At 48.6% G+C, this 15369-nt stretch carries 15 protein-coding genes and 1 riboswitch; of the genes, 9 read left to right on the plus strand and 6 right to left on the minus strand.

Annotated elements, in window-relative coordinates; translation table 11 throughout:
* Nucleotides 1-2: 2 nt before the first annotated feature.
* From M3629_RS20645 to M3629_RS20655, 3 genes are all read left to right on the plus strand, one after another.
* On the plus strand, nt 3-821 hold the full coding sequence (locus M3629_RS20645; protein ID WP_251509835.1) for a hypothetical protein: 819 nt from the start codon (nt 3-5) through the stop codon (nt 819-821).
* Nucleotides 822-1124: 303 nt separating this feature from the next.
* Nucleotides 1125-2096 carry a M15 family metallopeptidase gene (locus M3629_RS20650; RefSeq protein ID WP_251509867.1) on the plus strand — a complete coding sequence of 324 codons (972 nt, stop codon included), beginning with the start codon at nt 1125-1127 and terminating at the stop codon, nt 2094-2096.
* A gap of 190 nt (nt 2097-2286) precedes the next feature.
* Nucleotides 2287-2685 (plus strand): RidA family protein, encoded by a 399-nt coding sequence (locus M3629_RS20655; RefSeq protein ID WP_154960596.1) that lies wholly within the window; start codon nt 2287-2289, stop codon nt 2683-2685.
* A gap of 238 nt (nt 2686-2923) precedes the next feature.
* On the opposite strand, the gene M3629_RS20660 is transcribed toward M3629_RS20655, so the two are convergent.
* The gene (locus M3629_RS20660; protein WP_251509836.1) at nt 2924-3997 is read right to left on the minus strand and encodes a copper amine oxidase N-terminal domain-containing protein; all 1074 of its coding nucleotides are present in this window, start codon (nt 3995-3997) and stop codon (nt 2924-2926) included.
* Nucleotides 3998-4235: 238 nt separating this feature from the next.
* Between M3629_RS20660 and M3629_RS20665 the strand changes: the two genes are divergently transcribed.
* Entirely contained in the window at nt 4236-4712 is a 477-nt protein-coding gene (locus tag M3629_RS20665; protein ID WP_154891364.1) for a GNAT family N-acetyltransferase, read from the plus strand.
* Nucleotides 4713-4750: 38 nt separating this feature from the next.
* A complete protein-coding gene (locus M3629_RS20670; protein WP_154891363.1) occupies nt 4751-5821 on the plus strand; it encodes a Gfo/Idh/MocA family protein in 1071 nt (356 codons plus the stop codon).
* Nucleotides 5822-5928: 107 nt separating this feature from the next.
* Here the strand turns inward: M3629_RS20670 and M3629_RS20675 are convergent, their stop codons facing one another.
* Nucleotides 5929-6162 (minus strand): hypothetical protein, encoded by a 234-nt coding sequence (locus tag M3629_RS20675; protein ID WP_154891362.1) that lies wholly within the window; start codon nt 6160-6162, stop codon nt 5929-5931.
* 92 nt (nt 6163-6254) lie between these two features.
* Here M3629_RS20675 and M3629_RS20680 point away from each other — a divergent pair, with 92 nt between their 5' ends.
* On the plus strand, nt 6255-6971 hold the full coding sequence (locus M3629_RS20680) for a hypothetical protein (protein ID WP_154891361.1): 717 nt from the start codon (nt 6255-6257) through the stop codon (nt 6969-6971).
* Nucleotides 6972-7102: 131 nt separating this feature from the next.
* On the opposite strand, the gene M3629_RS20685 is transcribed toward M3629_RS20680, so the two are convergent.
* Both M3629_RS20685 and M3629_RS20690 read right to left on the minus strand, forming a co-directional pair.
* A complete protein-coding gene (locus tag M3629_RS20685; protein WP_251509837.1) occupies nt 7103-7471 on the minus strand; it encodes a hypothetical protein in 369 nt (122 codons plus the stop codon).
* A 116-nt stretch (nt 7472-7587) separates the two neighbouring features.
* Nucleotides 7588-10317 (minus strand): UvrD-helicase domain-containing protein, encoded by a 2730-nt coding sequence (locus M3629_RS20690; RefSeq protein ID WP_251509838.1) that lies wholly within the window; start codon nt 10315-10317, stop codon nt 7588-7590.
* A gap of 355 nt (nt 10318-10672) precedes the next feature.
* On the opposite strand from M3629_RS20690, the gene M3629_RS20695 reads away from it, so the two are divergent.
* Both M3629_RS20695 and M3629_RS20700 read left to right on the plus strand, forming a co-directional pair.
* Complete coding sequence (locus tag M3629_RS20695) at nt 10673-11491, plus strand: zinc ribbon domain-containing protein (RefSeq protein WP_154985310.1); 819 nt, start codon at nt 10673-10675, stop codon at nt 11489-11491.
* 60 nt (nt 11492-11551) lie between these two features.
* Complete coding sequence (locus tag M3629_RS20700) at nt 11552-12355, plus strand: TrmB family transcriptional regulator (protein ID WP_090918573.1); 804 nt, start codon at nt 11552-11554, stop codon at nt 12353-12355.
* A 591-nt stretch (nt 12356-12946) separates the two neighbouring features.
* Here M3629_RS20700 and M3629_RS20705 read toward each other — a convergent pair.
* Nucleotides 12947-13744, minus strand: coding sequence for an NUDIX hydrolase (locus M3629_RS20705; protein ID WP_251509839.1), 798 nt, complete (start codon nt 13742-13744; stop codon nt 12947-12949).
* Between the two features lie 79 nt (nt 13745-13823).
* Here M3629_RS20705 and M3629_RS20710 point away from each other — a divergent pair, with 79 nt between their 5' ends.
* Nucleotides 13824-14126, plus strand: coding sequence for a hypothetical protein (locus M3629_RS20710; RefSeq protein ID WP_251509840.1), 303 nt, complete (start codon nt 13824-13826; stop codon nt 14124-14126).
* Nucleotides 14127-14411: 285 nt separating this feature from the next.
* Here M3629_RS20710 and mscL read toward each other — a convergent pair whose 3' ends face one another.
* A complete protein-coding gene (mscL, locus tag M3629_RS20715) occupies nt 14412-14906 on the minus strand; it encodes a large conductance mechanosensitive channel protein MscL (RefSeq protein ID WP_285888947.1) in 495 nt (164 codons plus the stop codon).
* A gap of 269 nt (nt 14907-15175) precedes the next feature.
* A riboswitch (purine riboswitch) is annotated at nt 15176-15275 on the plus strand.
* Nucleotides 15276-15369: the final 94 nt, after the last annotated feature.

Raw genomic sequence — 15369 nt, forward strand, 5'->3', positions numbered from 1 at the left:
GGATGATGATGAGCGAAAAATGGAACGTAGAGCTGCATATGTCCCCCGGGGTGTGGACAGCAGAGGTGAATGCAGCGGAGGATTCGGGAGAGACGGTGCCCGGGTCAACTGATACAGATCGGACCGGAACAGCCGCATCCGGCGTGTTCACGGTCACAGGCACGCTGCCGCAGCTAAGCGAGGCGCAGCGCGAGGCCGTGCTGACGCAGCTGCGCAAGCGCCCGCTGGCGCTGTACGCCCTGCTGCGCGGTGGCCCGGCGCCAGAGGAGCTCGCCGGGCTGTTGCCCGCGGCGGCGCCTGCTGGCACGCCAGGCGAGGCCGCGCTCGGCGCAGCGCCTGCAGCGGCGTGCACCTGCGGCCGCGCGGGCTGCGCGCATGCCGCTACGGCGGAGCGCGCCGTTGCTGCGCGCCTCGCGGCCGAGCCGCTGCTGCAGCTGGCGCACGCCGGCCTGCCGCGCGAAGCGCTGCTCGCCGGCGTGCTGGGATCATGGGCAGAGGAACTTGCCCATGATCCCAGCGGCCCGGGCCGCGCAGCGGAGACGGCGGGCCGCCCGCAGGCGCGGGCTGGCGAAGGCGGCGCGGCCGTGGGCGAGTGGATCGCCGAGGCTGCCGCGGACGGCGCCATGCACCAGCCGGGGCCGGGCTTCGGCGCCGTGGAGGTGCGGCTCGCGCAGCCGGGCAAACCGCCTGCGCTGCCCGAGCTGACCGCGCTGCTGCCGGGAGTGCCTGCAGCAGCCGGTCTGGATCTTATCCGCGAGCGCGTGGCGGCGCGGATGTGGCAGGCTGTCCAGAAGCACAAGGACAGCCCGGCAACCAAATGATGCATCACACATGTACAGCGGGGGAGATCACCAGATCGCTCCTGCTTGTTTTTTTGTAGAGCTGAGCTTTCATTTCCAGTTTCCATCTGAAGCTAACTAAGTTTGGGATGTTGCATTAAATGTACAGAAATCAAGGCTACAAGCTGTATAACGGGTATATCTCAGCATAGAGACTGGGAGAAGGAACTCTTTACAGGTGGAGCTTATCGTGCATTTAAGGTATACTGTCGCAGGGAACATCATAGTAACCATGAGAAAACGAAAAAAAGATATTCATTCTACTAAGGTGATAGGAGTTTTATGATGAAATCAGGAACAGGAAGACAGCGCCGAATCGTGGTTCTGCTGTCCTCATTTATGATATGTGGAGCCTTGCTGGCTGCGTGCGGTTCCGGTGCGAACGAGAATCAGAACGCAAACGGAACACCTAACACGGAGCAGGGGACGGATGGCACAACCGTGCATTTGACCGATGAATCTGGCTCAGATGGCAAAGGCAATGCGGAAGACAATAACACAACCAATTCGGGTAGCGATGAAGGCACAGATAACGGCTCGGGCAGCGTATCTACCGGAGAAGGGCAGGGTTCTGCGGACAATGGAAGTGGTGGTGCAACAGCAGAAGATCCGCTCATGGAGAAACGCAGCATCAGCGCTCTGCAGACCACGATTGATTCCCAATCGGTGGTGACTAATGCTGCGGCTATGACGGTCATTGTCAACAAACAGCGTAGTCTGCCGGAAGGTTATGAGCCGAGTGATCTGGTTGAGCCTAACGTACCGTTCTCCTTCGAGGGGCCACATGAGAAACGGCATATGCGCAAAGAAGCTGCGGAAGCGCTGGAGAAACTGTTTGCTGGTGCCAAAGCAGACGGGATTGAGCTTCGTGCCGTGTCTGGTTACCGGTCTTACAAGCGTCAGGTATCCATCTACAACAATAATGTCAAAACCAAAGGGGAAGAGTATGCTTCCCGTGTAAGTGCCGTTCCAGGCCGCAGCGAACATCAGACCGGACTTGCCATAGATGTATCGAGTCCAAGCGTGGGGAACGTACTGGAAGAAGTATTCGGTTCATCCAAAGAAGGCAAATGGCTCGATGAACATGCTGCCGAATATGGCTTTATCATTCGTTATCCGAAAGGTCAAGAGAGCAAGACGGGTTACGTGTATGAGCCTTGGCACATTCGTTATGTTGGCGCAGATCTTGCACCTGATGTCGTAAAGAGTGGTTTAACTTTGGAAGATTACTTCGACGAGGCTAATATTAAACTTTAATTTTCTTTGTACGTTAAGCAAGTCCCCCTGAACACTTAATCTTACTTAAGGTTAAGTGTTCAGGGGATTTTTGAGTTTGAGGAAAGGAAATAAAGTTGAAATCAAGTTTTAATCGTTGATTGAGATGAGTACGGACTGATATAATTCATCTTTAATCCAATAATGAAATGACATAAAGCGAGGTTGGAAAATGAGCAGACAGCAGGTATTTACAGGCTCTCCATGGGAACCGCTAGTAGGGTATTGCCGTGCAATTCGTGTGGGTAACCGGGTAGAGGTTGCCGGGACAACAGCAATGCAGGATGGCGTCGTTGTGGGTGCGGGTGACCCGTATGTGCAGACCAGATTTATTTTGGAGACGATCGAAAAAGCGCTGAAAGAGCTTGGTGCAGACTTGACCGATGTGGTTAGAACACGTATGTTTGTCACGGATATTTCGAAGTGGGAAGAGGTTGGCAAAGCACATGGCGAATTCTTCGGACAGATCCAGCCTGTAGCTACGATGGTCGAAGTCAATGCGCTCATTGATCCTTTGCTAATGGTGGAGATTGAGGCTGAGGCAATTATAGAACCTTCAGATGAGGCTTGATCATACTTTCTCTATCCGGAAAACAGAAGAAATATAACAGATAACAGATACTTAACTTAGAATACTTACCTTAGAAGTTTTGATACTTACTCATTTTTGAAAAAACCTTTCCACGCCCTGACAGAAGACAGGAGGGAAAGGTTTTTAGCTTTTCTAGCCTTTACGCGTCATTCCACATGTACTCTACTTACTTGCCTATAGGCTAATTCTAACTTCCTATCGGCACATCCTACCGCCTTTACTCGGCTTTGGGCTGAACTGCCGGAATCTCTACAACCACTTTCCAAACTGTGCCGATTGGAGGCAGGCTGCGTGTCAGCATCGGGCTATAGAAACCCATCACTTTGGCATCTTTAGTCAGTTGCTCGGCTTTTACAATTTCGCCTCTCTGGTTCACTAGCGAAGTTTCTTTGTTGATATTTAAAATGACATGATCTGGTGCAGTCTCAGCCAGACGTGTACCTTTAATCTCAATCTGGGACACCATGCCGTCATTCATAATTACATTTTCAATCGTACCAGAGGTTCCAAAAAGTTCTTGAGGCTGCGCTGCTGTTTCAGCTGCTGTATCCAGGACAGTCACTTTATACGTTGGTGTTTGTGGAGGCAGACTTTTGGTCATCATCAAGGAGTGTTCAGCTTTTACCACCATACCGATGGACAGGTCAGCCAGTTTAATCTCTTCTCCCTCCGCCGAAATGAGCTGTGTATCCTTGCTCAGGTTCAACACAATACCATCCGGCCCTGTACCGCCAATCTGAATGGATTGATATTTATCCTGATTAGAAATGTGCGTAATCACGCCACGTTCTGTAACCGTCTTGACATCCTCCTCGCTTCTAATCTCCACCTGATTTCCCGTTGTACTTACTTGGGCATGTAGGACTTTCTCAGCAAAAGCAGCAGGCACATAAAGTGTTCCCTCCTTAATTTCAGGAGCTGTGCCGAGGGTGAGCAGCATTTTGTTGACGGAGTAACGATCTTTACCCGTGTAAACCTGGGTCCACAAGGCTCCGCGAGTCAACTCTGCGGACTTGTCTTCCTTATGCCATTTCAATTCAATTCCCAGAGCTTCGGTTAGCGCTCGAAGCGGGATCATGGCTGCCTTATCGTCTTGAGTCCAATATCCGTTAGCAACCGTTGCACCATTGACGGATACATGTACAACTCCTGTAGTGCTGCTCGGGGCAGAAGTGACGGTTTCCTGCGTAGGTTGTACCGTGTTATCTACTGATGCAGCATAAGCAGCTCCGCCGCTTAGTGCCATTGATAGAGCCATGATGGTGCTTACCTTTTTCATGTTGTTTTTCATTCGTAATCATCCCTTCTCATCTGCGTTGTGTCGCGGTAAACTTTTATACAGATCACCGCATCTCATCTTTACTGACGGGATAACCTGTCTCAGTGTTGCAGTAGGATATAAACACTGTAAGCGCCGTATGTTCGTTTCAATTCGGAATATTGCGTAAGAAGCAGGTTATCAGCAGTAGGATTAGGTTAATTTCAAAGTATGCGGATCATTCCGTGCCAGATGAGGAGGAAACGAACCGATGAGTGATATGTTGGTTGCGCTTTATCGTCTGCCTGAGCAACACGGCGGGCTGGAAAAACTGAAGGCCGCATCCATTGTCATTCGCAGAGCTATTGCTCCGGAGAAACAGCAGGTGCTGAACTGGGTGAGAACCCATTTTAACCAGCATTGGGTAGATGAATGTGATGTCGCCTTTGCCCGACAACCTGTGACCTGTTATATTGCGCTGGAGCATGGAAGAATGATTGGTTTTGCCTGTTATGAAGCGACCTGTCGTAATTTCTTCGGCCCTACTGGCGTAAGCCTGGATGCCCGTGGAAAGGGTGTTGGGACTGCCTTGCTACTGGCTTGTATGCATGCGATGAGAGCAGATGGCTACGGTTACGCGATTATCGGATCGGCTGGGCCGATGGACTTCTACAAACGAACGCTGGGCGCGGTGGAGATTGAAAATTCAACACCAGGTATTTACGAAGGCATGCTGCGGGCAGACTAGACGTTAACGAAGTTTTGGAAAAGGGAGGGAGGACGAAGATGAGCACCAAGCAAATGCTGCATATCGGTATGATTGGCACAGGTTCGATCTCGGATCTTCATATGAGGTGTTATGCCAAAAATGAGGATGCCGTCATCTATGCCATCTGTGATCTGAACGAGGAACGGGCCAAAGCAGCCGCACAGAAGTATGACGCTCAGTCCGTGTATACGAACTATCGTGAGATGCTGGAAGACCCGCATGTCGATGCGGTCAGTATCTGTACATGGAATAATACGCATGCGGAATTTGCCATTGCGGCGTTGGAAGCAGGTAAACATGTATTATTGGAAAAGCCGGTGGCTACGAATGTGGAAGATGCGCTACGGATTGAGGAAGCGGTGAAAAAAAGCGGACGGACCTTTGTTGTCGGCTTTGTACGCCGGTATGATAACAACATGCAGATGCTGCGCAGATTCATTGATGCCGGCGAGTTTGGTGAGCTTTATTATGCGAAAGCGTCGATTTTGCGGCGCCTGGGTAACCCGGGCGGCTGGTTTGCGGACAAGGCTCGTTCCGGAGGTGGCCCATTGATTGACCTGGGTGTACATATCATCGATCAGTGCTGGTATCTTATGGGTAGACCGAAGCCTGTTTCCGTCAGCGGGAATACGTATCGTAAACTCGGCAATCGTGCGAATGTGGAACATCTCTCCTTTTACAAAGCGGCAGACTACAGTGCTGCGATTAATAATGTCGAAGATATGGCCAATGCCCTGATCCGTTTTGAAAATGGTGCTTCTCTGGCGGTAGATGTGAGTTTTACCCTCCATGCCCGTGAGGATGAATCCTTTGTTAAGCTGTACGGTGAGCGCGGTGGATTTGAACTGGAGCCCAAAACACTGATTGTCACCGAGAAACATGATACCATCATGAACATCGAACCTCAGACAGATCATTCCGGTCTGGATATACACGGTGCATTCCAGAATCAGATCGATCACTTTGTAGAATGTTGCCTGAACGGTACGCCGCCCATCAGCCCGATTGCGGATGGGGTGACCTCCACGCGTATGCTGTGCGCCATCTACGAGTCTGCCGAAAAAGGGCAGGAAGTACGTTTGGGTTAATAGACATGTAAAATGCATTTAAAAAAATGGTATATTATTTGATTTAATAATACTACCGACAAAAGAGTTCTGATGGGCATATATTCCCACAGAACTCTTTTTTAGTGCTAATCATTTTTTTTAATTACAAAATCAATAATAAATAAGATTGATCCTAAAAAAATGAAAATCGGAACAAATAGATTATCGAAGAACCCAGGATAGAGCACTGTTAAATCAACAGATACCCCAGTTTTTCCAATAGTTATAATGTAGGTGGATAAATAAGCGATAATTCGCTCTAAAGTATAAAAAAATCCAGCCGCAATCCAAAGAATTAAGCCCATTGTTCGTAATTTCATTATATTCCTCCTTTTAATAAAATTTGACATTTTTTACTTTTCCTTTATTATTAATTATGTACCAAATTATACAGGAAAAGAGGTAAAATGTGTTGGATATTAGAAAAAAATTTTTGATCCCTGCTGTTGTAGCTTCTATGCTTGTGGGAGGCGCGTTTTCTTCGGTTGCTATGGCTCAGCAAAATCCTGATTTAACCGTCTCAATTAGTAAAACAGAAAAAGTAATAGATGGGCAAAGCTTTTTAATTTCTCCTGAAGCAGTTGGTAAAATAACTGACGAAGAATTGAAAGCGATATCAAAGCAAGCTAGTGGTAGTGGAGATATAATAATCTCTAATGTAACAGAAAGTACTACCTCAAATGTATCTTCTCAGCAAAATGTTATAACTCCAAATGCTTGGTATGACCTTTATATTATCTGGGATATTTCCAAACAAGTAACCCAGAGAGATACTCCTTTAGCAGCCCAACAGATAACAAGTGTGGGGCAATCGCAAGAAAGAACTATTAATACCACCTTTAAACTTAGTGCAAATGTCTCTGCCAGTGTAACGGTTCCGGCTAGTTTGAAAACTTCGATAGAAGCAGGATTGGCAAGTGAAATATCTCAAAGCATAAGTACAAAATATTCAGGACCTAAAGTAGGGAGTGGTATTTCCTCCTATGTTTTCTGGATAACGCCTTTTGTAAACCGTGGAACATGGAATGCAACTGGTAAAGGGAATTTGTCGGGGGACCCTCACGGACCATATTCTGGATCATGGCAGGAACCAAATAAATTTGTAGAATGGACTCAAGTAATTAGATAATAAATACTTAGAAAATAACCTCTCCCTAACACAAACGTGTGTTTCGGAAGAGGTTATTTTCATTCACTTTTGATTGAGGTTTAATAGGAGAATCTTTATGTGCCAAGAGCCATACATTTTTTCTAGCTCAGTCATTTATTCATCGGTGAGTTTTCATATCCCGGGTCATCGTAATCCGTATTCTGAAGCTTTGGAAGCACGTCCATGTCCTCTATAGCCTGTCTGGTATCCGTTGTACCATGATCGTAGAGGAAGGTGTACAGCATCGTCACGCCGTCTGTTAATCGTTCATTTCCATCGTCGTGGTCTGCCGATTTGTAAGGTACGGGTGCTCGCTGTAATGAGTAGTCGTCCCCATCCTCAAGCACTTTCATCAGATCTTGTAATGTTGCCAATTGTCCATCATCCACAAGGACTTCGAACGGAGTAGATTCGTTTCTCGTTCGTTCAATAAGGTTATGAGTTACCGACACATACAGATGTTGTTTGCTTTCCTGCATAATCCAACCCCCATTTCAATATTGAAAAAAAGACCATTTTACTGTTGAATTGGAAAAAAGACGCTTCTACTGTTAATAAACAGCAGCAAGCGCCCTGAAACGAAGAAGATGCTTCTCTATTTTCCAAATCGATTCGTCATTGGAACCTGCCGGGTGCCGGCAATCATCGTTCCTGAACATAGTGGACAGACAGGAGGGCCAGAGTTGGCCTTTTTCGACGTTTTACCGGACGCTACAGCCGGTTTCTGCCTCAACCATGCTTTGCATGTAACAGAACTACATTTCCAGACGGCCACCGTTTCTGTCCGCTCGGCTTTGTTCACACCAGATCGAGTAGAATCAGCATGCGTGGAAGCGCTGGAAGTGGAGGTTGTAGAGGCAACTTTTGGATGAAGACCGGGTGTACTAAATGCTTTATGATCTCGAATAATTCCGCTGCCGCGTTTCTCGCTGAGGCGATCCTCATCCCGCTCATCCAGCATTTCCATTTCCCGATGATCCTTGTGGTTTATCGCGCTTCGTTGGCGATCGTGTTTTACATAAGATGAAGTCCGTGGATCCGTGCCATCCTTATTACCTTCACGTATACGGTTGTCTCCAGCATTTCCAGAGCTTTTCAGGTCTCCATTGTTGCTTCGATATTGTCTGCTACCTTTTCCATTGCTCTGACTATCTCCGTTGTTGTTTCTGTTGTAGCTTGTGTGTCCAACAGTTCCATAAGACGATGTGCCGCCAGTACGGCTCTCTTCCCGTGTTTTACGTTTGTCCGGAACCTCCATGCCAAAGGCTTCAAGCAAGAAACGCGACACATCAGCAGGTTTGCCGTGATGGCTTGCGGGTGATGTCACATATAAGTGTTGTTTCGCACGGGTAATCGCCACATAAGCGAGTCTGCGTTCTTCCTCCAAAGCCATATCCAATTCAGCATCCGTCTGCTGCACGGTGAGTGCTGCCTTCTGATCTTCCGGAATATCCTGACGCAAGGCGGTACTGTGCGGCACAATGCCTTCACTGGCTCCGATCCAGTACACACATGGGAACTCCAGTCCTTTGGCCCGGTGAATGGTCATGAGCTGCACCGCATCACTATCCTGCGCCCGGCGCAGTGATTCCATCTCGCGATGTCTGCGGGACAACTCGTCTGCGAATTGCACGAATTCTTCCACGGTTTCGAACTTTTTGACCGCCGCTTCGAATTCATCCAGTGTTTCCAGCATCGTTTCCTTATAATGAGTAAAAATCGTCGGGTCGCCGCTCTCCATATACTTATCGTAGAACTGGCGGCGCATCTCCTGAATCGCGATAATCGGCTTCAGCTTGTGCAGAGATTTGATCAGCTTGATGCGTTCCTTGACCTGCTCCTGTTGAAACGGCTTCAACTTGTCCCATTTGCTCAGATGGATTAGCGGATATTTCTTGGCCTGTTCCTGCTCACAGCGCTGGATATACTCCAGTCCTGCATCACGGGACACATACAGCGGACCGAGTGCGCTTGGCAGAGCATCCATCGCTCGTGGGTTCAGAGACAGGCGCATATGATCCATTAACGGCTTGATCAGTGACTGATCATAGAAGACCGGAGCAGCCCCGTGTTGTACAAAGGGCACATCCTTCAGCACCAATTGCTCAAATACCGCCCGGCTGCTACTGGCTGTCCGGTGCAAAATAGCAATGTCCCGATATGGAAACTGTCCTTCCTCCACCTGCTCACAGATCTGATTCACGACCCAGGCGGCTTCTTCCTCGGCGTTAGATGGTGTAGCGAACCGGGGCGCATCCCCGCGTTGTCCTGCCGCACGCAGCCGTTTGTCACGTCTGCGTTTGTTGCGTGCGACCAGCTCGCTTCCAAGTCCCAGAATACGCGCATCACTGCGATAATTAATATCCAGCGTCACGATGCGTGCACCTGGGTATACTTTATCGAATTCCAAAATCGATTCCTGCCGTGCGCCGTTGAACGTATAGATCGTCTGGTCATCGTCTCCAACAACCATCAGATTGCGGTGTGCTCCAGCGAGCATCTGTACAATCTCGTATTGCAGCCGGTTTGTATCCTGAAATTCATCAACCATAATGTATTGAAAACGCCGCTGCAGCGGCTTTAACACCGCCGGATCCCGAAGCAGCGCAGCCGCGCGCAGCAGGATATCATCAAAGTCCATTTTGCCGCGATCCTGTTTCCAGCCTTCGTATCCGAGCAATACACGCTTGGCATCGCGCTCATCTTGCGTTTTCTCCGGCAAGTCTGCCGTGTCTGAACCTTGCATCTTCCAGGCGGACAGCATCGCCAGCAGACTCTCCGGCTGAAACGCCTCGCTCATGCCATTTTGGCGAAGAAGCATTTTCAGCACCGTATGCTGGGCCCGCGACTCACCAAAAATGTCTTCCTGTACCCCGTAATGGCGTAGCAAAGTCAGCGCAAACGAGTGAAAGGTGCGGGCCTGTACCGCTCTTGCTGCAGCAGGTCTAATCCCTGGCAAAGCAGCAATCCGGTCCTTCATCTCGGCCGCGGCCTTGTTGGTAAACGTTACGAGCAGAATGCTGCCCGCGTGTACACCGCTGACTTCCATCAGGTAGCCTGCTCTTGCAGCGAGTACAGTCGTTTTACCGCAGCCCGCTCCTGCAAGTGTAAGTATGGGGCCTTTGCCATGGCGAACAGCCGAGATTTGTGGGCTATTTAGTTTAATGCCGGCTTCTTCAAGCGAGCGGAAATAATAGGCGTCCTGCTGATCATCACCCACAAGTTGCCGGCTGGTTTCCAGCGGAGCCGAGGGGGATTGAGGCAAGGAGGACGCGGGGGTGACCCCGAGCGGACGGGGGTAGAACGTTGAGTTCGGACTTAACATGTTTCATCCACCTCTGTATACATTCAGGGATTGAATAATCCCGTTCAAGAGTAAAGAATTTGCCCTTTTCACAATCGCATTGTAAATTGGTAAGATAGAGTAAGTTGCGAATCCTGCGTGTTCCATTCATATGGAGTCAAAGTTCCATTATACCGAACGTATGGTCTTGACGAAAGCCCCTGTTTTGATCCAATATCCGCATAAAATGGGGTACCAGCGCGATTTTTCGCAACTTTTTGGCTTCATATCGTATAAGTTATATATCCGGAGCATCTCGCATGTTGCGAATTGCTCACCTACTAACTAATGAAGAATAATAATGATATTGTTTTGACGGGACAGAGGAGGAATTGTGATGAAACTGCTTCAGCGCATCAAAAACGGAGCAAACAAAGCAACAGAGCGTGCACAGCACGCCGTTGAGATTGGCAAATTGAACAATCAGATTGTGGGCTTGCAACAGGAACAGGAAGTCCATTTTACCGATATGGGCCGCATCTTCTATGAAGGTTATCGTGCACAGGATATGACGCTCGCTGAAAAGGAAATGGTGGATCTGTCTAATCTGTGTGACGAGTTGCAGGATGAGATCGACGCTCTGCGCAGCAAGATTGCCGAGTTGAAAAATGAACGCCTGTGTGAGTGTGGACACGTTGCCTCACTGGATGCCAATTTCTGTCCGAAGTGTGGACGCAAATTGGGCGAATCCAAACCGGGTGCAGCTGCATCGGGAACGGCCGGAGCGGCAGGGGTTGCCAAAACGGCAAATCATGAGACGGCAGCTGCACAGAACCCGGTTACGGAGCAGTCGATTTTTGATGCACCACCGGCTGTGGAAGAACATGAAGAGACCGAGCCGTATCATACGGTTATCCCTTCGATTGCGGATCTGGATACGGAACCGGGATATAACAGCACCGAGTTTACGCTGGAAGAGAAGGAAGCGTTCGATGCAGAGTGGGAACGCCGCAGAGAAGAGGAAATGCAGCGGGAACGTGAGCGTCAGCAGGAGCTGGATGAGCGTATTCGTTATTGGAAAGAAAACAATCCGATCGTGAACACCGTAGATGTGCAGACGGAAGTGCCACGTGAAATGGTGAAGTGTCAGATTTGTGCATCCGAATTGCCAAAAGGCTCGAAGTGGTGCCCGCGTTGCGGAGCCGAGCAGATTTGATGCAGTAGACGTGCTGCCGTCAGGCAGTGCTGGTTGCTGACAGCATGGGGGGACAGAAATATGGACCAACTGCTGCATCATCTACGTCATCTCGGGTTCACCGAGATGGAATCTAAAATTATGGTGGAATTAGCCCGCCAGGGATCAGCCTCTGGATATGAGGTAGCCAAACGGCTGGGCGTGTCCCGTTCCAATGTATATGCAACCTTGCAACGACTGGAATCAAGAGGATTTCTCCGGTGCAGTCCGGGAGAACCTGCGAAGTACAGCATGTTGAAACCGGAAGAGATGACACGCATGATCTCTGATCAGATGCATACTTCTCTGGATTACGTCGAGCGAAGCATGCCGAAGAGCGAACCGGAGAAACCTGTGTTTTACAATGTCGAAGGCGACAAAAATGTTCTGGAGAATCTGAGTCGTGAACTTGCCGCAGCGCAGCACGAGATTGTAGTGGATGTGTGGCGCGAGGAAGCAGAACTGCTTCGAGAGGAGTTGCAACAGGCTGAGGCTCGGGGTGTACGCTTATTGTGGTCCTGTGAAGGTGGGGAAGGTATGGTAGATCAGCCGCTTCCTTTGCCGGGATTGCCCTCACATGGCATGGGTAACGGGCGTAAGTTCTCGCTCGTTGTAGATCGCCGCTGGTGCATGCTGGGCATGCGTGGGGAGTCATGTCCTACGCAGGCCGTGGTCACAGCTCATCCGGTAATGACCGGATTGCTACTGAATCATTTTGCACAAGAACTGGTGCTGTATGAACTGGAGCAGGATATCGGTGAGGAGTTGGAGGATCGCTACGGACGTCGGTACGCAGACATTGCTGCACGGTACTGGTCTACCCCTGCACCAGATCATGAACAGTAACACTACAGTAGCAGGAGAGCTCTTACGGGAGAAATAAGAAATACCAAAAAGGACGAGGCGCGAACAGAAGGGTTCGTTGCGGCTTCGTTCTTTTTGTGTTGTTTTGTGTTACTGATCGTGGCACTCTTTGTCTAGCACATACTCGAAAACCTACGGCTTGAGCGCTAACGATCACCACAAGCCTTATTTTGGCGAAATCGACCTCTTTCAGATTCTAACGATCCTCAGGAACGCTATTTCGTCCAAAAAACATCTTTTCACCGCCAATAGAGCCATTTTTGCCTAAATAACGTCTCTGGTGATCGTTACATTTCACGAGACCCCGAAATGGGGCAAATAACGTTCCCTGTGATCGTTAGAATTTTTCTGAGCCCAAGCTCGCGCACATTCACTTTAGGTGGTTCATGGGTACAACGATACAATTCAGAACCCAAATGCAGTGATGCTTGTTACAGCATTGGTTTGCCATCCGGTTGATAGTAAAGGAATGCTCCTGGAATACCTAAAGGGTAATGTGATTGGGAATAATGAAGGTAATCGTCTAGGGATGAGTTAAACGTATGAAGTAATGCTATTTTTGAGAAAATGAAGTTAGACCCCATGTACTCGTTTCAAAGCTTTGAGTACGTCGATATAATACGTGGAGCCATGCGGCACAAAATCCGCCGTGCTTACTTCGCATATGAGGCGTGCAAAGCTTGCTGAATGCATATAATCGCCTTGATTGGACGGAAGGTCAGTTGATGTCGTCATGATTTCTGGGACGAACTCGGACAGTGATTCACTAGTTCCGGGGGATGTCGATAAAGGTGTGTCATCCTCTGATGGTGTAGATAATGCCTTGCCGTTTTGCATGAATGTCTGTTGTTGCGCAAGCACACCAGATGCCTGCACGGCATCTTTATCTTGGCGGAACAGGGCGAGCAAGTCCTCCAGTGGCGCTTCATAGAGACTGTCCACCTCGCTAGCCTGGAGAACATAGGATTCCAGTGGCTGGTTTAGGCATAGACCGTAGACCGCACTGAATTCCCGATCCAGAAACGGAATGCCGAGCACCTCACCCTGTAGCTGTTGCGTAGCCGTAAACAAATAAGTCAGCGCATCGAATGACGTATGCACACCGAGCTCTTCTTCCAGCTCACGATGTGCGTCTTGCATTTGTTCACCGGCTGTGAGGTGACCAGCAGCTGTGATGTCGTAATAACCGGGAAAAGTATCTTTGATATCCCGCCGCCGCTGAAATAGAACCATGCGCCTGTTACCTTCGTCACGCACGATCCAGCAATGGAAGGAACGATGCCAATATCCCTTAGCATGAACCTCAGTACGGGGTGCTGTACCGATCCATTTTTGCTGATCGTCATAAATGTCGAAACGTTCTGGGGTCATGAAACGTATCTCCTTATATAGCAGAATTTAAAGTTCAAAATTTCACAAACTATTTTTTTAACGAAAGGGGAACGATTGTATGGAATGCATTGTACACTTTCAGGTGATTTATCCGCAACCTCAGGAGCGTAAAGCGCTTAGGGGACTTATCTTTGTAGGGCAAGGTCAAGAGCCGGCTACGAGCCAGCTTACGACAATGTTTAAAGACATGGGATTTCATGTGCGTCTGGAGGACGAAGCGCAATTGTTATTTAAACCGACGGATGCCGGCGCTAATTTTGAATACATTCGGGTCACTGAACTGGATACCGGGGAAGAGGTCTACAAAGAAGACAAAGATCTCAAATCGATTCTTGAACACTTGCTGCCAAAACGTTTCTAACCATAGAGACGCCTGACCGGCACACAGCAATCACAATGAATGAAAAAAAGGTCCCACCAATAAGGTGGAACCTGGACATATGCAGGTTTGATGTACTTTTTATGCGTATGCATCGCTAAAATAGATTTCGATCAAACAAGAATGGCTATGCTTAAATGCTCTATAGATGCAGACAATGATGATTACATAAGCGTACATTTTGGCTTGGATATGCATCGCCGTATCAAGAATCAAACCTGCGTTTTGCTGTATTTAATTTACTCTACACGATAATAGATCAGGACCTTACGCGGGAGCGTTGCTTCCTTCGGCCTCGAGTTCGGATGTGCAGTGGGAACAACGGGTAGCTGCGGCCGGAATTTCGGACAGACAGTACTTGCAAGCTTTGGTTGTTTTTTTCGGCTCAGGCTTGGTGTGCTCTTTACGCTTCAGATAGTTGATACCCTTAACCAACATAAAGATACAGAATGCCACGATAATAAAATCGATTAACACATTAATAAATTGACCGTAAGCAATGACGGTGGCGCCAGCTTCGTTGGCTTGAGCCAGTGTCGTGATGTCTTGTCCGCCAGCTGTCTTTACGTCAGGGTCTAGGTTTATGATTTTTTGGCTGAAATCAATCCCCCCGAGCAGTTTCCCAACCGGTGGCATGATGATATCATTCACAAGGGACGTAACGATTTTACCAAAAGCAGCCCCGATAATTACACCGACCGCCAGATCAATGACGTTGCCGCGAACAGCAAACTCCTTAAATTCTTTCAGTATGCCTCTCATTGTGACAATCTCCTTTAACGACTAATATAGATTCAGCACGCCTTCTCCAAGGAACAATCCTGTAAGGACACGCTTTTGTTCTCATATTGTACATAAAAAATGAAAATCAATCATCCCCATTATGCAAAAGAAACATCGTTTCCGCAAATTCCATGAAAATACCTCTTTATTTCAAGCCGCCAATTCGGTATACTTCTAACATTGTCAGTGAGATTATACTTTTACATTCAGGTTCGCAATTATACATGGATACGAATCGTGAAGCCAAAATGAATTGAATAGCCGTTACTCGTATATGTGCAGGAATAGGCCTGCATGTCTCTACCCGATCACCGGAATGATTGGACTACGGGAAGGATGCTTCTACGTTCTGCGTGGGTTAAGGTTAGGTCTGCCTAAATACATAGGTATGGCTTCCTGAGCCTCGCCCTGTGGCGTAGCAGTGTTCGAGCGGCTTGTGTCC

Origin of the sequence: Paenibacillus polysaccharolyticus (assembly GCF_023714295.1) — a bacterium.
Lineage (GTDB): Bacteria > Bacillota > Bacilli > Paenibacillales > Paenibacillaceae > Paenibacillus > Paenibacillus polysaccharolyticus_A.